General features: G+C 57.8%; 18 protein-coding genes. 3 read left to right on the top strand and 15 right to left on the bottom strand.

Translation table 11 applies throughout. The features are described 5' to 3' along the window. Window positions 1-9: 9 nt before the first annotated feature. From ACO6TI_RS07415 to ACO6TI_RS07385, 7 genes are read right to left on the bottom strand one after another with little or no spacing between them, the layout of a single operon-like run. The gene (locus tag ACO6TI_RS07415; RefSeq protein WP_055391538.1) at window positions 10-3,039 is read right to left on the bottom strand and encodes an aminotransferase class III-fold pyridoxal phosphate-dependent enzyme; all 3,030 of its coding nucleotides are present in this window, start codon (window positions 3,037-3,039) and stop codon (window positions 10-12) included. Window positions 3,040-3,057: 18 nt separating this feature from the next. Next, window positions 3,058-3,507 carry a hypothetical protein gene (locus ACO6TI_RS07410; RefSeq protein WP_055391539.1) on the bottom strand — a complete coding sequence of 150 codons (450 nt, stop codon included), beginning with the start codon at window positions 3,505-3,507 and terminating at the stop codon, window positions 3,058-3,060. Between the two features lie 55 nt (window positions 3,508-3,562). Further along, on the bottom strand, window positions 3,563-4,513 hold the full coding sequence (locus ACO6TI_RS07405; protein ID WP_055391540.1) for an ABC transporter permease: 951 nt from the start codon (window positions 4,511-4,513) through the stop codon (window positions 3,563-3,565). Continuing rightward, window positions 4,510-5,457, bottom strand: a complete 948-nt coding sequence (locus ACO6TI_RS07400; protein ID WP_029063478.1) for an ABC transporter permease — start codon at window positions 5,455-5,457, stop codon at window positions 4,510-4,512. Before ACO6TI_RS07400 ends, ACO6TI_RS07405 begins: the two co-directional genes overlap by 4 nt. Continuing rightward, entirely contained in the window at window positions 5,454-6,935 is a 1,482-nt protein-coding gene (locus ACO6TI_RS07395) for a sugar ABC transporter ATP-binding protein (protein WP_422384653.1), read from the bottom strand. The genes ACO6TI_RS07400 and ACO6TI_RS07395 overlap by 4 nt, the downstream gene beginning before the upstream one ends. 38 nt (window positions 6,936-6,973) lie before the next feature. Continuing rightward, window positions 6,974-7,996 carry an ABC transporter substrate-binding protein gene (locus ACO6TI_RS07390; protein WP_055391542.1) on the bottom strand — a complete coding sequence of 341 codons (1,023 nt, stop codon included), beginning with the start codon at window positions 7,994-7,996 and terminating at the stop codon, window positions 6,974-6,976. Between the two features lie 37 nt (window positions 7,997-8,033). Next, window positions 8,034-8,918: an SMP-30/gluconolactonase/LRE family protein gene (locus tag ACO6TI_RS07385; protein WP_422385301.1), complete on the bottom strand. Its 885-nt coding sequence runs from the start codon at window positions 8,916-8,918 to the stop codon at window positions 8,034-8,036. 239 nt (window positions 8,919-9,157) lie between these two features. On the opposite strand from ACO6TI_RS07385, the gene ACO6TI_RS07380 reads away from it, so the two are divergent. Together ACO6TI_RS07380 and ACO6TI_RS07375 are read left to right on the top strand one after the other, a co-directional pair. After that, window positions 9,158-10,456 carry a GAF domain-containing sensor histidine kinase gene (locus tag ACO6TI_RS07380; RefSeq protein WP_196896683.1) on the top strand — a complete coding sequence of 433 codons (1,299 nt, stop codon included), beginning with the start codon at window positions 9,158-9,160 and terminating at the stop codon, window positions 10,454-10,456. Further along, window positions 10,437-11,165, top strand: coding sequence for a response regulator transcription factor (locus ACO6TI_RS07375; RefSeq protein ID WP_055391579.1), 729 nt, complete (start codon window positions 10,437-10,439; stop codon window positions 11,163-11,165). Before ACO6TI_RS07380 ends, ACO6TI_RS07375 begins: the two co-directional genes overlap by 20 nt. 75 nt (window positions 11,166-11,240) lie before the next feature. On the opposite strand, the gene ACO6TI_RS07370 is transcribed toward ACO6TI_RS07375, so the two are convergent. The 7 genes from ACO6TI_RS07370 to ACO6TI_RS07340 all read right to left on the bottom strand — a co-directional run bounded on the left by ACO6TI_RS07370 (window position 11,241) and on the right by ACO6TI_RS07340 (window position 18,820). Continuing rightward, window positions 11,241-12,365 (bottom strand): enolase C-terminal domain-like protein, encoded by a 1,125-nt coding sequence (locus ACO6TI_RS07370; protein ID WP_282045226.1) that lies wholly within the window; start codon window positions 12,363-12,365, stop codon window positions 11,241-11,243. Window positions 12,366-12,408: 43 nt separating this feature from the next. After that, window positions 12,409-12,843 (bottom strand): universal stress protein, encoded by a 435-nt coding sequence (locus tag ACO6TI_RS07365; RefSeq protein WP_104704375.1) that lies wholly within the window; start codon window positions 12,841-12,843, stop codon window positions 12,409-12,411. A gap of 67 nt (window positions 12,844-12,910) precedes the next feature. After that, a complete protein-coding gene (locus tag ACO6TI_RS07360) occupies window positions 12,911-14,221 on the bottom strand; it encodes a TRAP transporter large permease (protein WP_055391546.1) in 1,311 nt (436 codons plus the stop codon). A 3-nt stretch (window positions 14,222-14,224) separates the two neighbouring features. Then, window positions 14,225-14,752, bottom strand: coding sequence for a TRAP transporter small permease (locus ACO6TI_RS07355; protein ID WP_055391547.1), 528 nt, complete (start codon window positions 14,750-14,752; stop codon window positions 14,225-14,227). Window positions 14,753-14,820: 68 nt separating this feature from the next. Further along, complete coding sequence (locus ACO6TI_RS07350; protein ID WP_209013690.1) at window positions 14,821-15,801, bottom strand: TRAP transporter substrate-binding protein; 981 nt, start codon at window positions 15,799-15,801, stop codon at window positions 14,821-14,823. Between the two features lie 69 nt (window positions 15,802-15,870). Next, the gene (locus ACO6TI_RS07345) at window positions 15,871-17,124 is read right to left on the bottom strand and encodes an NAD(P)/FAD-dependent oxidoreductase (protein ID WP_422384652.1); all 1,254 of its coding nucleotides are present in this window, start codon (window positions 17,122-17,124) and stop codon (window positions 15,871-15,873) included. A 4-nt stretch (window positions 17,125-17,128) separates the two neighbouring features. Next, entirely contained in the window at window positions 17,129-18,820 is a 1,692-nt protein-coding gene (locus ACO6TI_RS07340) for a thiamine pyrophosphate-binding protein (RefSeq protein ID WP_422384651.1), read from the bottom strand. 160 nt (window positions 18,821-18,980) lie between these two features. Between ACO6TI_RS07340 and ACO6TI_RS07335 the strand changes: the two genes are divergently transcribed. Next, on the top strand, window positions 18,981-19,679 hold the full coding sequence (locus ACO6TI_RS07335) for a GntR family transcriptional regulator (protein WP_422384650.1): 699 nt from the start codon (window positions 18,981-18,983) through the stop codon (window positions 19,677-19,679). A gap of 3 nt (window positions 19,680-19,682) precedes the next feature. On the opposite strand, the gene ACO6TI_RS07330 is transcribed toward ACO6TI_RS07335, so the two are convergent. After that, window positions 19,683-19,988 (bottom strand): hypothetical protein, encoded by a 306-nt coding sequence (locus ACO6TI_RS07330; protein WP_282045221.1) that lies wholly within the window; start codon window positions 19,986-19,988, stop codon window positions 19,683-19,685. Window positions 19,989-20,026 lie beyond the last annotated feature (38 nt).

The raw sequence follows: 20,026 nt of genomic DNA, 5'->3' as shown, positions 1-20,026 counted from the left end.
TCACGCGGTCTACACCAGTCCAGACAGAACCTCGTCGAGCGACGTGAGGAAATAATCACAATTCTCAGGGCTGAACGGCGCCGGCGGCTTGATCTTCAAAACGTTGTCGTGAGGTCCTTCGCTGGACAGCAGTATCCCGTGGTTCTGCTTCAGTTTCCGGATTACCGTGTCGAGCTCGTCCGGGGCCGGCTCTTGCGTCTCACGGTCACGGACAAGTTCGATGCCTATGAAGAGGCCGAGCCCACGCACGTCGCCGATGATTTCGTGCCTGTCTGCCAGAGCCCGGGCGCCGTCCATCAGCCGATTGCCAACGTCGTGGCAGTGATGCATCAGCCTCTCGTCCCGGATCACGTCAAGGACTGCGAGACCGATGGATGCAGACACGGGGTTCCCGCCGAACGTGTTGAAATATTCCATGCCGTTGGCAAAGGTGGCCGCGATCTCCTCGGTGGTGATGACGGCTGCCATGGGATGTCCGTTTCCGATGGGCTTGCCAAGGGTAACAATGTCCGGGACAACCTCCTGGGTCTCGAATGCCCACATGTGGCTGCCGACCCGGCCGAAACCGATCTGAACCTCGTCGGCCAAACACAGGCCACCTGCCTCGCGAACGTGACGGTAGGCATGCTTCAGGTAGTCGTCGGGCAGAACCAGCTGGCCACCAGTCCCGAGAACCCCTTCAGTGAACATCAATGCAGGTTGCCTGCCTTCGTGTGCGAGTGCTTCGACTTGCCGCTTCACATCCTCTGCGTATTTCCGCCCTGCGCCGACATCGCCATGGCGCCATCTGCCGCGATAGAGATCCGGCATTTCGGCAACGCGGACATGTTCCGGGCATCCCGCTCCACCCTCGCCGGCGAACTTGTAGGGACTGACGTCGATCAGGCTGGAAAGGTGCCCGTGATAAGCGTGGTCAACGGTGATGACATCGTGGTTGCCGCCATGATTTCGTGCCAGCCGTAGCGCCAGATCATTGGCTTCGCTTCCCGAATTCACAAAGAAACAGACATTGAGCGGGTCAGGGAACTGGGCCGTCAAGCGCCGCGAATACTCCACCAGCGTATCGTGCAGGTACCGTGAATTCGTGTTGAGCGCTGCCATCTGCCTCTGTGCTGCCTTGACGACGCGCGGGTGGCAATGGCCGACGTGGCAGACATTGTTGACCATGTCGAGCCAGTGCTTTCCGGCATCGTCGATCAGGTAGGCGCCTTCGCCGCCGACGATTTTCAGGGGCGCATCGGAATAGGCAATGCTCAGAGCCCTGCCGATCCGCAAATGACGCTCGCGTATGAGTGTCTCCTTGTCCTGCGCGACAATTACCGATGCCGGAACCGGCAGGCCCAGAATGACACTGGGATCCGGGCTGATATCGCGCCAGACGGCCCATTGCCGGCGCACGCCGACCCCATGCATCCGCGCTTCAAGTCCAAGATGGTCGGTGACGATCTGAAAGTGAAGATGCGGCGGCCACTCGCCATTTTCCGGACGTGGGCCGAATTCTGCAAACGCCTCCCCTGTTTCGACTGTCTGCCCGATTGTCAGCTTCTCGCAGCCGCGCCGTGAGAGATGACCATAAAGCGTCCAGAAGACATCCCCTTCATCGGTTTCGTGTTCCAGAAGAACCGTCGGACCGAAACCGTTCGACACGGCATCATCATGGAAAAAGGCTACCTTGCCGGCGAAGGGTGCGTAGACCGGTTCATAGTCGGGGGCGAAGATATCTATCCCCAGGTGCACCGAACGGCGAATGGCAGGGTTCGCCATTTCAAAAGCGTCGCTCTTGTAGACGGTCCGGTCTTCGCCATAAACACCGATGCCGAAGTCTGCACCGGCGTCGCTGATCGCATCCTCGCAGAACCTGTCAAATTGCGGGCCGTCAAATCGCGACAACTCCTCTGCATATGAAGCGTTTGCCGTAAAATCGAATACAACGGCCTCGGGTCGCTCATTTTCCGGTTTGACGACGGATGCAAAGTCATGAGCATTGCGCTCTAGCCAGCGCATGACACGTGCTGCCGAGGGAACCGGCTGAAAGCCACAGGCCTCTCGCAATCTCAAAACCGCAAGACGCGGGTTCTCCCTGGCCAGGTGCTGCAATTCCCGCCAGACATCTTCCTGGCTGACGAGCAGATAACGGTTTTCGGGAAACTCGCGGATCTGCTTCGCTGCCATGCACATGGAAACGGCATAGCGAGTCCTGACCAGATCAAAAATCAGTTCGACTTCCTGTTCCGTGACCGGGTTCACCCGGTGATACGCACTTGCGATCCTGCCGATCGTCCCGACAGGATCCTCAGAACCAATCAGAGCGTATGCCCCGGCGACTGCAATCTCGATGACCCGGCAGGTTTCAACCATGTCGCCGAAGTCCAGAAGACCGCTGACGTTCCCTCTTCCATCGAGCAGAACGTTGTAGTCATTGGCATCATTGTGGATTACCTGGTGCGGCAGGTCCTTGAGACGCGGCAGGACCCTGTCCTTGAAGTGCGCCAGGATTTCCAGAACAGCCCTTTTCTTGTCCGGATCTTCGATGAAATCGACTTGGTCGAGAAGAGATGCGGCCTGCGCAATGTCCCAGTTGTAGATCCGTTTGGCGCCCGGATGGGAAAAAGACGTCAGGCTCCGGTCAAGCTCCCCCAGGAGCGTGCCGAGCGTTTGGGCGGAGGCACCATCGCGGTTCCTGGATTTTGCCCAGACGTCACCGGATAGCCATGTCAGGAGCCGAGCCCTGCGCGGGCCGCGAAATTCGACATTCGTGACCGTTGCGCCTTTCCTGTCCGGGACCGGCCGCGATACCGGCAAACCGGGCGCATGTTCGGCTAGATGCTCAAGCACCTTGACTTGCATGTCGAGCTCTGCCTCATCACCGGGGGCGTGCAGTTTCAGCAGGAAGTCGTCGCCACGCGGGGTGTGAACATGAAAATTCAGATCGTGTTCGCCGGGCAGCTGCGAGATGTTTCCCTGAATGGCGAATAACTCGTCCAACAGTTCGTGAATTCCATCAACGCAATCCGGTCCATTAGCGGCGCTCTTGTTCATGTATCCGAAGCATCCTCATCATGCGATCACCGAGCCATCGAAAGCTCTGATGCTGCCTGTATCCGACATAGTCATGCCGTCGATCAAGGAGATTAGTCCAGTTGCGCTTTCCACGACCGGAATTACCGCTTCGCTGCCACCCGTTTCCGTCCTGAACCATCCCGGGTGAACCGGGACAACTGCCATGTTCTCTGCCCACAGGTCATGGGTCAGTTTACGTGTTGCTCTGCAATGAAGGCTCTCGACATTCAGGTCGAGCATGATGACAAGCACCGGAATGCCGCGGATCGTATCGACAATCAGCTCGGGGCCGGAGGCAAGCGGATGACACCTGTGCAGGTAGCCGCCGAATGTCAGCAGTCCCGCCACGATTGCCGGCACGATTGCCAGCATGACGAACGTGATTTTGGCCAACCGTTCCCGATCATTCAGGGCTTCGACTGTCCAGATTTCAGTTTGCCAAGACAAAACCCGGTGATGACACGGTGGCAAAAAGCCTTGCGAAAAATTCTGAAAACCGGAGCTAACGGTTTTCCGCGCGGCCACCGGCGAAGGTGACAACACCAACGATGATCAGCCCGGTCAGGATCAGGCGGAGGCCTGCTGCTGCTCCAAAGGTGTTCAACATGGCAACGAGCAGAAACAGGAACAGTGCCGAGCCGAAGATCCCGGGAACATTGGAATTGCCTCCGGCAATCGAAGACCCGCCGATCACCACGACCGCGATGGAGGCGAGCAGATACTCTTCCCCCATGTTCAGCGAAGAGCCGCCGGAGAACCCGGCCAGGAAAACACCGCAAATGGCCGCCAGAACAGCGGACAGTGAATAGGTCAGGTAGCGGATACGTTCAATGGGAACGCCGGCGAGACCTGCGGCGCGCGTGTTCTGTCCAAATGCCGTCACGGATCGACCGTAGACGGTACGGTTCAGGAGAATGGCCATGCACACCGCCAGGGCGATCACACCCAGCGACAGGACGGGCACGCCTGTGAGTTTTGCCGTCGCGACCCATTCGAGCGCTGCAGGCGGTTTGATCTTTACACCACGTCCCAGCGCAATGGCGCTCGACTGAACCAGAAAGCTTGAGGACATGGTCGCGATAATCGGCGGAATGCTGAGCACCCGGATCAGGCCGTAATTGAAGAGACCGACCAGTGTCCCGACCAGGATCGCAGCGAGGAAACCCGGCACGATCATGGCATTGGAGCCGTCCATCACCATCATGGACACCACGGCCGACAGCGTGATTGTCGACGGAATCGACAGGTCGACATTGCCGGGACCCAATGTGATGACGAACATCTGCCCGATGCCGACCATCACGAAGAATGTCGAAAAGGACAATGCTGTCGAGGCGAGTGCCAGTCCGCCTGTCCCGCTGATATATGCTGCCGTTGCAGCCCAGGTCAAAAACGCGGCAACGAAGGACCAGCTCCAGGGATGGTGTCGCATGAAGGTTTCAATCGATCTCATCGACGCGCCTCCAACCGGTTGACGATCGCGCGCAGTGCCAGAACGATGATCAGGACTGCTCCTTGAGCGCCTATCTGCCAGTCAGGTGAAATGCGCAGGAACGACAGGAAGGATGCGGTCAATGTGAGCGTCATTGCGCCAAGAACCGCGCCCACTGGAGAGATCCGACCTCCGACAAATTCACCGCCGCCGAGAATGACACCCGCGATCGACAGAAGCGTATAGCGGAGTGCGATGTTTGCATCGGCAGACGTTGCCAGCCCGACGAGGGTCAGACCTGCCAGGATGCCGAAGACTGCGGTGAGCGCATACATCACCATCTTGAGTTTCAGGACGGACCAGCCTGCGCGCGTGATCGCCTTCTCGTTTCCACCGACCCCGCGCATAAGCACCCCCCAGGATGTACGCATCAGCCCGAAGTGAACGACCAGACCGAGAGCAACCGCTGCCAGGAGTGGCATGGGAACATAAGACGGCTTGTAGGAAACAAGCGTCCTGATCCAGTCCGGGGCACTTCCGCCGGGAGTTGGCAGCAGGAGAACAGCACAGCCGGACCAGACGAACGACATTCCCAGTGTGACCACAATGCTGGGAAGTTGCCTGATGTAGATCAGCGCCCCAAGGGCGGCATAAACGGCAACGCATCCCAACAGGGCAGCAATTCCGAGTAGCGGTGTGTCTCGCAGCCAGGTTGCTCCGATGCAGGCCACAAGCGAGACGAAACTGCCGATCGAAAGATCAAGGTCATTAACCGCTATCACGAACATCTGGGCGATCGTTGCAAGCGCGATCGGGACAGCCAGATTGAACAGAAGATTCAGGCCGAAATAGCTCATGGCGCGCGGCTGCAACCAGAATACGCCGACGAGCACGAAGGTCAGAGACAGCGCGGGCAATGCGCCTCGCCAAAATCGGGCAGAGGCGAAAAAACGAAGACCGTTCATGCTGCTCCGCTCACCTGCTTGAAGGACGCCTGCAAAACATTCTCCTCCGTGATGTCGCTGCCGGTGAGCGTTTCACTGACGATCCCGTCCCTGAAAACATAGACACGGTCACAGTAGTCCAGCTCTTCCATTTCGGTTGTGTACCAAAGGAACGTCCGTCCCTGTGACGCTTCCTGCCGGATGATGGTGTAGACCTCGTTCTTTGTGCCGACGTCGACGCCACGCATCGGGTCGTCCATCAGCACGATTTCGGCAGCCGATCCAAGCGCCCGGGCAAACAGCACCTTTTGCTGGTTTCCACCCGACAAGGACAGGATCGGCGCTTCCACGTCAGGTGCGCGAATGCCGATCCGTTCCTTCCAGGCCTCGGCAAGCTCAAGCTCGCGTTCACTTTGAATCAGCATGCCGGACCGCATCCTCCCAAGTGAGGAAATTCCGATATTCTTGCGGATGGACCAGAGCGGCAGGACTCCATCCACCTGCCTGTCTCCGGCAATGAAACAGCATCCCGCGCCCCTGGCTCCCGACGGCAGAACGCCATGTCCTTCGAATACGGAAAGCAGGGCCTCTGTCTGCCCCTGACCGGCAAGACCCGCAAAACCGACAACTTCACCGGCTTGCGCGCGAATGCTCTGGTCATCGGGCTGTCCCGATGGACGCATATGGATACGTTCTTCACCGATCGTTGCACTGTTTTCCTCACCTCGGCGCGGTGCTGCTCCTGCGACCACGGTACTGCCCATAGCTTCCACCAGGCTGACGCGATCGAAATCCGCGGCGTTTCTGCAGGCGACGACACGACCGTCCTTCATGACTGCAATCCGATCCGAAACCTGCAGGATTTCGCCAAGCAGGTGGGATATGAGAATAACACTGACACCCTGACCAGTGACCTGGTTCACATAGTTGAGAAGCTGGTCCGCAACCCGCGAATCCAGCGAGGAAGTTGGCTCATCCAGAATGACAAGACGAATGTCCCTGTCGGTGACGGTGAAAGCCCGGGCGATCTCGACCATCTGGCGTTTCGAGATCGAGAGATCCCCGATGACATCTGATGCGGACACACCATGACCGGGGAACACCTGGTCGAGCTGTTTCATGATCAGGAGGCCGGCACGCTTGCGCCACCCGAAACCTTTCAGAACGGGATGAATGATCCGCGTGTTCTCGGCAACAGTCAGATTCGGGCACAGCGACAATTCCTGGAAGACACAGCGGACGCCCAGTCTCCCGGCGTCCTGTACCAGGTAACCCTTGCCGAGGCCGGTGCCTGCAATCGTCAGGCTGCCTTCACTCGCTTCGAGTGTCCCGGCGAGAATATTCATCAAGGTAGACTTGCCGGCACCATTGTGGCCGACAAGTCCCAGGCATTCCCCGGCATGGATTTGAAGATCCACGCCGCTCAGGGCCTGTACCGCCCCGAATACCTTCTGAATTCCCCCAAGAGAGATCAAAGGGCTTGCAGTTTCCGTCGTCATTGCTCCTCCGGAATTCCAACGGACGGCACAGGCGTACTTCAGTTCACGCTCTCAAGATATGCCTTGGCATCATCAAGCGAGTATTCGACGTTGGACACGCCACCGGGTTCCGTGTTGGCCAACCCGTCTTCAAGATCCGCCTGATCGATCTGCAGGAATGGCACGATCAGATCTTTCGGCACATCCTGTCCGTCCAGGATCTGCTGTGCAACCCAGAAGGCCAATGTCGACACACCCGGCGCGATCGAAACAGACATGGTTTCGTAACCGTTGGCGTCTTTCTGTTCCTTCCACCAGGTGAGTTCATCGTGGCGATTGCCCATGATGATGATCGGTGTCGGTCTTCCCGCAGCTGCAAATGCCTGGGCTGCACCATAGCCATCACCGCCCTGCGTCACGACGGCAACGATCTCCGGCATGCTCGGCAGAATACCGGCGACTGCCTTCTGGGCAACGGTCTGCGTCCATTCTCCGTGAACCGAACCTGCGATCTTGAACTTGTCGTGATTTGCGACGCCAGCCTCGATACCGGAATGAATTTCGTCGTCAACGAAGACACCGGCAAGACCCCGGATTTCCAGAAGGTCTCCACCATCGGGCAGGCGCCCGGACAGATAGTCGACCTGAATCTCTCCCATCTTCTTGAAGTTGACCGCGATGCGCCAGGCGCAAGGTTCCGTAACGACACCGTCGAAGGAGACGACAACGATACCGGCATCGCAAGCTTCCTTGACGGCGCCGTTGAGGGCGGTGGGTGACGCCGCATTGATAACAATGGCATCATAGCCCTGAAGGATCAGGTTCTGGATTTGCGCCGCCTGTTCCGTGGCCTGGTTTTCAGCCGTCGTGAAGGCATCGCCTGCAGCGACAACACCGTCCTTGACCGCCTGGTCCGCGTTCTTGCCCCAGGAATTGAGCATAGCCTGGCGCCAGCTGTTTCCTGCGTAGTTGTTCGAAAGTGCGATCCGCTTGTCCGCGGTATCGGCAAAAGATGGCTGCATGCCAGCCGTCGTCAGGGCAAGCGCAGCAGTAGCAAATAGAAGTGATTGGCGTATTTTCATGATTTCCTCCCAGTCATCAGTAACTTACATCGGAGTTTCAGAGAGCCTTTCTCCTGGTTAAACCTCTTACGCCGACGTAAATGGCGTAAAGCGAAGTCGTTGCGGTAATGAAAAGGCGATTGTTCCTGGACCCGCCGAATGTCAGGTTGGAAACGGCTTCGGGCACTGCAACCCGGCCCAGATAGTCTCCATCGGGCGAAAAGACCTGAACACCGTTGCCCGAACTTGACCAGACGTTGCCGAATTCGTCGAGCCTGAAGCCGTCGGGGACACCGGGCGAAATCTCCGCGAACACCTTTTCTTTTTCCGGGTGTCCGGTTGCGTCCAGGTCGAATGCCATGATGTGATGGGGCCCGCTGGTCTGATGAGACACGCCGGTGTCGGAGACATAGAGTCTTCGTTCGTCCGACGAAAATGCAAGCCCGTTCGGCTTGACCATGCTGCGAACGACCGCTTCGACTTCGCCAGTCTCCGGCTGGAGCCTGTAAACATAGCACCCATCCTGCTCCGGCTCGGCGCGCTCGCCTTCATAATCCGTAAGGATGCCGTAGGTGGGGTCGGTGAACCAGATCGAGCCATCCGATTTCACGACAACATCGTTCGGCGAGTTCAGCCTTTTGCCGTCAAAATGAGTTGCCAGAACCGTTCGAGATCCGTCGTGCTCCCGGCGCGTGACCGCCCGCGCCTGATGTTCGCAACTGACCAGACGGCCTTCCCTGTCAATCGTGTTTCCGTTTGCAAAGTTGGAAACATTTTCGAAAGTACGTGTTCCAAGACCTTCAACCCATTGCAGGATGCGGTTGTTGGGTATGTCCGACCAGACCACACAATCTGCCCCGGCCATGTAAGCCGGTCCTTCCGCCCAGAGGCAGGCGTCGAAAAGGCGTTCAAGGCGGCAAATGGGAATGACGAGATCCCGCATCCGGTCGCACGCAATTTCGATCCCCTCATGCAATGGCCAATCGCTCCCTCTTCAACCCCGGTTTCAAGAACCTGATCCGGAGCCAATTCGTTTCCTGTCCGAAGAGCTTTCCATGCGGCTCGCAGAATGTATGCTGTAGTTTCGACAAGAGTCTTGCGGGAACCCGCATCATTGATTGCAGGTTTCAACGGCGACTTGGCGGGAATGGCGCGGGAGATACGAACCGGAGACCGGTATCCTTGACTGACGAAAGCACAAAAACCGGAGCAAGTGCCATTAGCGCCGAAGCCATGCTGCAGCGGTTTCTGCTGATATCGAGAGCAGTGGCCGGACAACTGGACTTTCAGTCCCTTATCCAGAAGGTTTCCGAGGAAGTCGGTTTCTTTCTTCCGCATGACCATATCGATGTGTGCATCCTGACGGGTGAGAGGGACATGCATGTTGCCTACGAAGCCCGCCTACACACGGGTTGGGGCGAAGCACCGGAACCCGTGCCGGTCTCCTTCAGCCCTATCCGCAGCATCCTGCGGGGAGAGGAAGAATTCATTCTTACGGCTGATGCCCAACTTGACGAACGCTTTCATTTCGACGGCGCCTTCAGCGATCCCATCTTCGATGCCCGCCTGCGCAGCCGGTTGCATGTCCCGCTCCAGGTGGAAGGCAAGGTGATCGGAGCGCTTTCCTATTCCTGTCACGCCCGCGGCATCTACGAGGACAGCCATGTGACGATTGCCCAGTATGTCGCGGACCTTCTGTCATCGTATATCCACGCCTTGAACCAGGGAGAGCGTGCCCGCAAGGCCGCCATTCGGCAGGCGGAAATTCACGCTCATGCCGAGGGACTGAGGGCTGGCGCGCTGCGTCTGACCGAAGCGCTGGAGCAGGAACGCCAACGAATCGGCATGGATCTGCACGACCAGACGCTGGCCGACCTGACGCGCCTCAATCACGAATTGCGCCGATTGCGGCAGTCACCAAAAATTCCCGGCGAGGCCCTGAACTCCCTGACCGACCGTCTTGAAGGATGCCTTCAGGAACTCAGAAGCATCATCGAGGATGCGCGGCCGAGCGTTCTGAAACTGTTCGGCTTCGAAGAAGGCATCGAGGCGCTGCTCGAAAGGGCGATCGCCTCTCAAGCGCGCCCGATTACCGTGAAGTTCTCGGACGAAACAGGCGGGACCGGCAACTCTCTTCAGGAAACGCTGCAGATCGCGCTTTTTCGTATAACCCAGGAAGCGGTCAACAACGCCATCAAGCACGCCGACGCATCCAGGATCAGCGTCTGTCTGTCACAGGCTGACGGGTACCTCTGTCTCTCGATCACCGACAATGGCCTTGGTCTGGTGAGCGATGATACCGATCATCTGGGCGGCATCGAGAATATGCGGACGCGCGCCACATTAATATCTGCGGAATTCAGCATCGAACCGGCAGAGAAATCATCGGGAACGTGCGTGCGCGTAATGATGCCAGTCACCAATCTCACAAAATGCCCCATCACCGAACCAGAACGAAACAATGCGTATCTTGATAGTTGAGGACGACGTCCTTCACCGTTCCTTTTTGCGTGAAGTCGTCGAACGGGAACTGCCCGACGTAACCGATCTCAAGGAAGCCCGGAATGGCGATGAAGGTATCGCACTTGCAATCGAACATCGCCCGGATGCGATCGTTATGGATCTGCAAATGCCGAACCGGACCGGCGTCGAGGCAGCCCGGGCGATCTGGCGACAGGAGCCCGAAACGCGCATTCTGTTCTGGTCGAACTACGCAGATGAGGCATATGTACGGGGGATTTCGCGGATTGTGCCGCCGGGCGCGTCATACGGTTACATCCTGAAATCGGCTTCCGAAGATCGTCTGAAACTTGCCATGCAGGGCGTGTTCGTCGAAGAACAATGTATCATCGACAGAACCGTTCGAGGTGTCCAGCAACGGGCAGACGACCGCCTGCAGGGGCTCACGGATTCCGAGTATGAAGTCCTGATCGACATCGCTCTGGGCCTGACCGACAGGGCGATCTCCCGGAGGCGGGGAATTTCCCTGCGCAGCGTGCAAAGCCGGTTGCAGTCGCTCTACGAAAAACTTGGTGTCGATCAGGAAACGGACCGTGATCCGGATGGAGCCGCAATTTACAACAGCCGTTCACGGGCCGTCAGCATCGCCTTCTTGAGACGCCTGGTGAATGGAAAGGCTATCGAGGCCGCGGAACTCGACTACCAGGCGTGGGCGGGCTCGACAGGCTGAGAAGACCCTCACAAGGAAATTTGGCGGGATCAGGCCGACCGTTTTCCAGGACGTTTGTGCATACGCCCTGTGACGCTAGTTGAGTGGATCCGCCACCGCGTATTTCGCAAGCTTTTCCGGATCTACCCTGACCCCGAGACCTGCCCCTTCGGGAACATGCACCCGGCCGTTTCTGACCGGGAAAGGTTCTGTCAGAATGTCGTCCTGTGCGTAGTAGGTCGACATGTAGAATTCGCATTGCAGGATCAGGTCCGGCACCGCCGCCATCAGGTGTGTTCCGGCGGCATGGGCAAGACCGGTCTCGAACATGCAACCGCCATAGACCTCGATCCCTGCTGCACGCGCAATGGCCGCGACTTCGAGTGCCCGGCGGATGCCGCCAGACTTCATGATCTTGAGCGAGAAGATGTCGGCCATCCGGATGTTGGCCGCATAGAGCGCGCCCCGCGGATCGAAAACGCTTTCGTCGGCCATGATCGGCGCATCGATCACTTGGGTTATATGCGCCATCACCTCACGCTCGTGCATCTTGACCGGCTGTTCGACGAAGGTCGGGCGGAAAACTTCCAGATCGCGCACGCGTCTGACGGCATCATAGGCCGCAAGGCCCTGATTGTAGTCGATACGAATATCGGCTTCCTCGCCGTAGATCTCCCGCATTTTCTCAAGCCGCATGAGATCGAAGCGATGGTCGGCGAAACCTGTCTTGAACTTGAAGATCCTGACCCCGTCCGCCCACATCGCGGCAACGTCTTCCAGATCCTTGTCAAAGTCCGGATTGGCAATGGAAAAGCTCATGCCCATGTCATCGCGCATCCTGCCGCCGACGAGTTCGCAGACCGAAAGACCCGCAATCTGTCCGGTGATGTCGAGCAGCGCCATTTCGAGCGCAGCCTTGGCTTCCGGATGCCCGACAACGATCTTGTCGGCCATGGACATGTGCTTTTCAACCTGAACAGGATCGCGGCCGATCAGATGAGGCCGCAGATGAACATGCAAAGCTGCAGCGCAACCTTCCGCCGTGCCGGTGAAAACCGGCCAAGGCGAGGCTTCGCCCCAACCGGTGATGCCGGTGTCGGTGGTCATTTCCAGGATCGCAACGTGAATGCCGGCAACATCACCACTGCCATGCGAATGGACGGCCTTGGCTGGAATGTTGATCCGGTGAACCCGGATTTGTTCGATTTTGTGGTCGCTCACGCGAAACTCCGAGCAGATTGGGAAGTGATCCGTGGGAACAGGGTTATTCAGGCCGGACAACCAGCACACAACATGATGCAAAGCGCGACACCCTCGCGGCATTCGGTCCGATGAACAGATCCTTGACCGTCGGGCGACTTGCACCGATGACGATGAAACGTGCAGACCGTTCATCCGCATGCTCGATCAGTTTCTCATAGACGACACCACGCAGGACTTCCGTGGTGCATGAAACGCCGTTCCAGTCGAACTCACCCGCATAGGCCTCAAGGTCCTTGCGCGCGTCAACTTCGACCTGATTGCGCATGTCCTCGGGAATGTAGGCCTGCACATACGTGTTCTGCTGGTCCGGTATCACAAAGACAAGCTCGACGGCGGCCTCATGGCTCTGTGCCAGCATGATCGCCTCGCGGACCACACAGGCATCCGCCTCCCTGTGGTGCAAATCGACGGCTGCGATGATCTTGACCGTTGCCATGGCGTAATCCTCTTGAAGGGTATTCCTGTAGGGGCCGGAGGCGGCGCTCGACCGCCTCCGGCAATTGTCATCCTCGCGGACCGCGCATGTTTTCCGGCAGGAAGGTGGCCAACTCGGGGAAGAAAATCATCACGAAGACCATGAGCACCATGATCAGAAACAGAGGGATTGCTGTCTTGGCGATGTAGCCCATTTCGTGATGGGTGATTCCCTGCATGACAAACAGGTTAAAACCGATCGGTGGCGTGATCTGCGCCATTTCGACCACGATCACAATGAAGATCCCGAACCAGATCAGGTCGATCCCTGCGCCAAGAACCATTTCCTGAACGATCGCCATGGTCAGCACGACCGACGAAATCCCGTCGAGAAACATGCCAAGCAGGATGTAGAACAGCATGAGCGCCATCAGCAGCGAGAATTGTGAGAGCTGCAGGCTCTCGATGAATTCCGCCAGCGCACGCGGCAATCCCGTGAACCCCATCGCCAGCGTCAGGGCAGTCGCCCCCATCAGGATCAGCGCAATCATTGCCGACGTTCTGGTTGCTCCAAGCAAGCTTTCGATAAAGGTTTGCCTGGTGAGCGATCCTTGAACTGCCGCCAGGATGAATGCCCCGATCACGCCGATGGAGGCCGCTTCGGTCGCCGTTGCCCACCCCCCGTACATGGACCCGATGACAACAAGGATAAGCAGGATGATCGGGATCAGAAACCGGCTTTCGCGCAGTTTCTCGGAAAAACTCATGCGATTGGCAATCTTCGGCACTTCACCCGGCCGGAGAAAAGACCAGCCGGCAACATAGGCCATGAACATGCCCGCAAGCACGATGCCCGGCAGAATACCGGCCATGAACAGCTTTGAGATCGACTGCTCAACGGCAACACCATAGACAATCAGCGTCAGCGACGGAGGAATCATGAGGCCAAGCGTCGCGGCACCGGTCAACGTTCCGATCGTCATGTACTCGGGATAGCCGCGCTTCCTGAGTTCGGGGATCGACATCTTGCCGACGGTAGTCAAGGTGGCGGCGGACGAACCGGACACTGCCGCGAAAATCGTACAGCCGACGATATTGACATGGACAAGACCACCCGGGAGGCGCTGCATCCACGGACTGAGGCCACGGAACATGTCCTGCGATAATCGACTTCGAAACAGGATCTCGCCCATCCAGATGAAAAGCGGCAGGGCGGTCAGGGTCCAACTGGACGAACCGGTCCAGATCCGCGTCAACATCGCATCGCCCGCCGGGCGCGAAGTGAACATTTCAAGTCCAAGATAGGCAACGCCGAAAAGCGCAAGCCCAACCCACACGCCAGTCCCGAGAAGCAGGAACAGAACGAACAGGAATATGAGAACGAGGTAGATCTCTTCCATGTGTTAATCCCCCTGCGGCTTCGAGCCGGGGGCATGGATATTGTCCCGACCGGTAAACAGCGTTGTCACGAGATTGTCGAATGCGCAGACTGCGAGAAGCACCGTTCCGATGGCCATGGACATCTGCGGTATCCAGATCGGCCAGGCATCGTGCCCCTGGCTGATTTCATTGAAGCGGTAGCTTTCATACGTGAACTTGATGGCATAGTGCGCGAACAGATAGGTCAGGTAGCTTGCAATAGCCCAGCACCAGATCTCGCCGTATTTGCGGTAGCGCCCCAGCGCCGTCAGCAGCAGGCTGACGCGAATGTGGCTGCCGCTGTTCAGCGCGTAAGGCAGGGCAAGGAAGGATGCCGCCGCCATACAGTAGCCGGTAAAATCGGGCGCGCCGGTAATGATCCCGCCACCCCATCTTGCAACCATTTGCGAGGCCACAAAAAAGAGGATCAGAATCAGGAAAACTGCCCCCAGATATCCAGCGAATTTGTAAAGCGCATCAAGACTGGTGCGCAAAAGCTTGAAAATAGCCACCGCCGTCCCCCTTCAAAAGCATATGTGCCCGGCGGAAGCCGCCGGGCAGACGTTGTCATGCGGGTAGACTATTGTTTCGCCTTGAATGCATCGACGATGGCCTTGCCCTGGTCGCCTGCGGTCTCAAGCCATTCTCCGGTCATGGTCTCACCGATGGCCCGCAATTCCCCGGCCATCGTGTCGCTCACGCGGCCCGTGGTCATGCCGTTCTTGCCCAATTCGTTCACGGTGAACTCGTTGTACTGGATGGAGCGCCAGTCACCGGCATATTCCGCCATGGCCGCACAGCCGTTGATCACGTTCTTGGTGTTGTCGTCCAGGCTGTTCCAGCTGTCCATGTTGACCATGACGTAGTTGCGCGGCAACCAGGCATCCGCCGAATAGTAGTGCGACAGGCTTTCCCAGATCTTGCGGTCATAACCGGTGGACCCGGAAGACACCATACCTTGTGCGACGCCCGTGGCGAAGGCCTGGCTGATTTCGGCTGCCTCGATCTGCACCGGCTGCATGCCGGCGAGTTCGGCCATCCTGGCACTGGCGTTGTTGTAGGTCCGGAACTTCAGTCCCTTGACGTCTTCAAGGGAATTCACCTCACGGTCGAAGTACAGACCCTGTGCCGGCCACGGCACAGAATAGAGCAGATGCAAGTTCTGCTCGGCCAGGATTTCCGTCAGCGGCTCCTTGGCAACTTCCCAGAGCTTTTCGGAATCTTCAAATGACGTTGCCAGGAACGGCACGCTGTCGAAACCGAAGAGCGGGTTTTCGTTCTGGTGACCCGACAGCAGTCGTTCACCGATCGGGACCTGTCCCGTCTGGATCGCACGCTTGATTTCGGCACCCGAATAGAGGGAGCCGCCCGGGTGTGTCTTGATTTCAAGAGCGCCACCGGTGCCGAGCGTTACGCATTCGGCAAACTTTTCACCAGTTGCAGAATGGAAGTTGGTCGCCGCATAGGCCATGGGCATATCCCAGGATTCAGCGGATGCAGCACCAGCTGCAAGCACGGAAACGGCGACACTGGCCATAAGAATTTTCGTCATTCCGGACATGGAAAACCTCCTCGTTTTTGTCCCCTCATGCCCCACGTCTGCGGGACACGCTGCTCTTGTGTCGTCTGCCTAGAACCGCTGCGGGTTATAGGCAGACAGGTCGATGTTCTGGCGATCCCCGGATATGAGACCTGCCAGAATTCGCCCGGTCTTGGGCCCGGCCGTGAGGCCGATGTGATGATGTCCAAAACCAGCAAAGACGCCGGATGCCCCGATTTCTCCGATCAGTGGCAAGCTGTCGGAAGGAGCCGGACGGTGACCGAGCCAACTCTCTTCCTTTTCGAACGTCAATTTCGGAAAAGTCTGCGCAACTTTCCTGCGCAGAAACTCAAGAGGCGCCTTTGAGGCCGAAGCCTCGAGACCACCAAATTCGACGATACCGGCGCAGCGCAACCCCGCTTTCATGGGTGTTGCGACAAACTTGCCGGTGGTTATCATCATGGGCGTTCCCGGACCGTTTTCAGCAGACCGGAACACGATATGGTAACCGCGTTCGGACTCCAGCGGCACTGCAAGGCCGAGTTTCTTGGCAAGCCCGCCTGACCAGACCCCGGTCGCCAGGACGACCTGCGTGCAGTCCAGATCTTCACCCGATGTCACAACCTTGCTCACCCGGCCATCCGTGAGCACAAAATCCTTCACCTCAGCCTGAACAAATTTCGCACCCAGTTTCTTCGCCTCTTGCGAAAGTGCCAGAATGTACTTTCCAGGATCGCGGACATAACCGTGGTCATGCATGACTGCCAGCAGCTTCATGTCCGGCGAAAGGTTCGGCTCGAATTCCTGAACTGCCTGCCCTTCAAGCAGTTCCGGCTCGAAGCCCGACGTGCGGCGGAGCATCCAGGTATACCTGTCTGCTTCAAAAGCCTCGCGTGAAGGATAAACGAAGCTGTAGTCGGAATTGACCAGCCATTCTTTCGCTTCGGTTCCCTTGGCCAGCGCTTCGTGCTGGGAAGGGGAATCGTAGAGGATCGGCGCAAGACTTTCTGAAATCCGGCGCGTATCCTTATCATTGGCGTGGGAGAGATACTTCAGCAGCCATGGCGTCAGTTTCGGCAGATAGGACCAGCGCAGGAACAACGGAAATTCCGGGTCCAGCAACATTTTCGGGCTTTTGGCAATCATGCCGGGCGCTGTGACAGGCGCAACAGAACACGCCGCAAGCACGCCGGCATTGCCATAAGATGTCGACGCGGAGGTTCCCGGCTCAACGCGGTCCACGACCGTTACATCTATTCCGGCCCGACGCAGCCAGATCGCGGTGGAGACGCCGACGACACCTGCGCCGATGACCACGACATGTGTAGACGCCGCCCCGCTCATCGCATCAGCCCATCCAGCGCCGCACCGGGGCAGCAGCTTCTTCCAGAGGTTGACAGATGACGTCGATCAGTGTCGGTCCGTCATGGGCGAAGGCTTCCTTCATGACCCGGTCCAGATCGTCCGTCTTTTCCACTTTCCAGGTTTTCAGTCCGAAAGCCGCGGCGACTGCCGCCTGGTTGGTGCGGTTGAAGTCGACATTGTAATAGCGCTTTTCGCAGTCGGCGTACTGGCTCGCCTTGATCCAGCCGAAGGCCGAATTGGAAAAGACGATATAGGTGATCGGCGCGTTGGCGCGTACGACGGTTTCGAGTTCACCACAGGCAAAGGCAAAGGACCCATCTCCCATCATGGCCACGACCTTGCTGCCGGGGCGGCCGTACCAGGCCCCGATTGCAGCCGAAAGCGAGTAACCCAACGCGCCGTGTGCACGGTTGGTGATATACTGACGTCCGGGATGTTTCTGCTGCGAATAGGCATTGTAATAGGGGCAGCTTGTTCCAGGATCCGAAACCACGATGGCGTCATCTGGAAGGTTTTTGTTCAATGTGTCAATGATCTGTTCGGGGACGATCAACTCGGCATCGTTTTGAACCAATGCCTGGAACCGGGCGAATTTGCGTTCCTTGATATCGGCAACCTTCGCCGCCCCGCCGAAAGACGGCAGATCTCCGTCACGTGTGTCGAGATACGCATTGGCTTCGGCCAGAGCCAGTTTCAGATCACCGACCACGCCTACTTCTGTCGGGTAATTCGCGCCGATGGTCATCGGATCGCTGTCGAAATGCACGATCCGCTGACCGGGCTTGGGAGCTTCCCAGCGCGACGTCGTGGTTGAACCGGCCCGGCACCCCATGAAGACGACAAGGTCTGCGGCTTCCATCATCTCCCAGGTTTCGTCAGTGCCACCATTCGAACCGACGACCCCAAGGGACAGGGGATGTGTATCCGCCAAGGATCCCTTGCCCGATACCGATGATGCCACCGCCAGATCCAGCCGGCTTGCCAACCGGTTCAGGTCTTCCATGGCACCGGAAATGACAACGCCGCCACCGCACACGATCAAAGGTGACTTTGCCGTCAGAACCGCTTCGACGGCAGCTCCGACAGAACCCGGTCCTGGAGCTACCCGATAGGCGGGAAAGGTCTGGTGTTTGGGATCGCCCCATATATCGTCGACCGGAACCGGATCGTATTGAATGTCGTAGGGCAGTCCGAGATGCGAGGAACCCGAACGGCCAGTCGTCATTGCCCTGAACGCCTGGCGCACCATGCGCGGAATATGATCCGCGCGCCTGATGACCGTGTTGAACTTGGTAAGCGGCCGCATCAATGCTTCCTGATCAACCTCGGTCAGGGGATACTTTCCGTAAGACGCAACTGAAATATCGGTCGTGATCGACAAGACGGCGTAGGAACTCTCGTTTGCCTCGATCAATCCTGGCAGGATGTAGGTTGCGCCACCGCCGGAAGGTCCTTCGCACACGCCGACACGTCCGGTCACGCGCGCATAGGCATCTGCCATGTAGGTCGCGCTGCGCTCGTCCCGCGTCAAGACGTGGGTGATATTGTGGTCGAGATTGTGCATGGCATCATAGAACGGCAACGTCGTGTCGCCGCAAAGACCGAAGATATGCCGTACGCCATGCGCCTCAAGGGAGCGCACCATTGCTTCGGCGCCATTCAGTGTGTTTCGCAAGGTTTCCCCCAAGCTCGCCGCCTGTCCGGACGGGTGTTTTTGTCCTGCACTCAATATTGTATACAGCTCTGTAGGCAAATGTGAAGGCGCAAATGTTCACAAAGCGGATTTTTTGATCTATCAGGGGACACAGAGTTTGGATGTGCACGGCAGGACAAAGATGACAAACCGCCTCAGCAGCGTTGACCGCGTTTACGAGACGCTGCGCGACATGGCGATCAATTTCGACTTCAAACCGGGCGAGCGCATAAATGAATCCGCGTTGACGACAAAGCTCGGTGCAAGCCGGACGCCCCTGCGTGAAGCGCTCAATCGTCTGGTAGCCGAAGGTTTCCTGACACTCGCCAAAGGTCAGGGATTCTTCTGTCGGCCACTGGAACCCGTCAAGGTTCTGGAACTCTACCAGGCCCGCTGCGCCATCGAGACCGAAGGCATCATCCGGGGCATCGAAAACGCCAGCGACGAAAAGATTGCGGAGCTCTGCGACTATCTCGACGAGTTCGAAAAGACATACTTCACCTGCACCGACCTGGCCGAAGTGCTGCAGCAGGACGAAGAGTTCCACCTGCGCCTGACCGCTCTGTCGGGCAATGGCGAACTGGTCAGGTTGCTCAGCAACCTGAATGAACGGATACGTTACGTCCGCCTGATCAATTTCCGCCAGATCCGTGAACAGATGGAGGACGGTGTCGATGTTGACCCGTCCCTGCCCGCACACCGCAAGATCGTCGATGCCGTGAAAAACAGGGACACGGAGATCGCCGTAAAGGCACTCCGAAACCATATCGAACGCCGAAGCGAAGAGACCATAGAACTCGTCCGCCTCGCCTATTCCCAACTCTACGTGCCGAGTTTCTAGGGTTCAGTGCGCAAACGAACTTCTGAGTGTTTCGGCAATCGGCCTGAGACCATCCGCATGGAAACCGTCATACATTTCAGCGTCGTGGAATTGACGGACGAGCTCATCAATTCCCTGCTTGAACACAACGAGTTCTTCCGTGTTCAACACGCTGATTTCGAGCATACTCCCGCTGCCAAGAAACTTTTCGACCAGTCCTGCCCAAATCCCACGGTCGGATCTACGGTTGATCTCTTTTTCCGCCAAGGCTCTCAATAGTCTGCTCTGGAAGGGAACATCAGTGTCGTCCGCCAGCACTACAATTCCCATTCTAGTCTGGTACTTTTGCTTTACCAGGGTTTCCCGGT

It is taken from the genome of Roseibium album (genome assembly GCF_965233825.1).
Lineage (GTDB): Bacteria > Pseudomonadota > Alphaproteobacteria > Rhizobiales > Stappiaceae > Roseibium > Roseibium album.
The sequence above is the reverse complement of the archived record's forward strand: the minus strand, read 5'-3'. Positions and strand labels throughout refer to the sequence as shown.

What these genes read in the sequence shown, in the direction of transcription:
- ACO6TI_RS07415 (WP_055391538.1), bottom strand. Translation starts at nt 3,039, where the DNA reads ATGAACAAGAGCGCCGCTAATGGACCGGATTGCGTTGATGGAATTCAC.
- ACO6TI_RS07405 (WP_055391540.1), bottom strand. Translation starts at nt 4,513, where the DNA reads ATGAGATCGATTGAAACCTTCATGCGACACCATCCCTGGAGCTGGTCC.
- ACO6TI_RS07400 (WP_029063478.1), bottom strand. Translation starts at nt 5,457, where the DNA reads ATGAACGGTCTTCGTTTTTTCGCCTCTGCCCGATTTTGGCGAGGCGCA.
- ACO6TI_RS07395 (WP_422384653.1), bottom strand. Translation starts at nt 6,935, where the DNA reads ATGACGACGGAAACTGCAAGCCCTTTGATCTCTCTTGGGGGAATTCAG.
- ACO6TI_RS07390 (WP_055391542.1), bottom strand. Translation starts at nt 7,996, where the DNA reads ATGAAAATACGCCAATCACTTCTATTTGCTACTGCTGCGCTTGCCCTG.
- ACO6TI_RS07385 (WP_422385301.1), bottom strand. Translation starts at nt 8,918, where the DNA reads ATGCGGGATCTCGTCATTCCCATTTGCCGCCTTGAACGCCTTTTCGAC.
- ACO6TI_RS07375 (WP_055391579.1), top strand. Translation starts at nt 10,437, where the DNA reads ATGCGTATCTTGATAGTTGAGGACGACGTCCTTCACCGTTCCTTTTTG.
- ACO6TI_RS07365 (WP_104704375.1), bottom strand. Translation starts at nt 12,843, where the DNA reads ATGGCAACGGTCAAGATCATCGCAGCCGTCGATTTGCACCACAGGGAG.
- ACO6TI_RS07360 (WP_055391546.1), bottom strand. Translation starts at nt 14,221, where the DNA reads ATGGAAGAGATCTACCTCGTTCTCATATTCCTGTTCGTTCTGTTCCTG.
- ACO6TI_RS07350 (WP_209013690.1), bottom strand. Translation starts at nt 15,801, where the DNA reads ATGTCCGGAATGACGAAAATTCTTATGGCCAGTGTCGCCGTTTCCGTG.
- ACO6TI_RS07345 (WP_422384652.1), bottom strand. Translation starts at nt 17,124, where the DNA reads ATGAGCGGGGCGGCGTCTACACATGTCGTGGTCATCGGCGCAGGTGTC.
- ACO6TI_RS07335 (WP_422384650.1), top strand. Translation starts at nt 18,981, where the DNA reads ATGACAAACCGCCTCAGCAGCGTTGACCGCGTTTACGAGACGCTGCGC.
- ACO6TI_RS07330 (WP_282045221.1), bottom strand. Translation starts at nt 19,988, where the DNA reads ATGGGAATTGTAGTGCTGGCGGACGACACTGATGTTCCCTTCCAGAGC.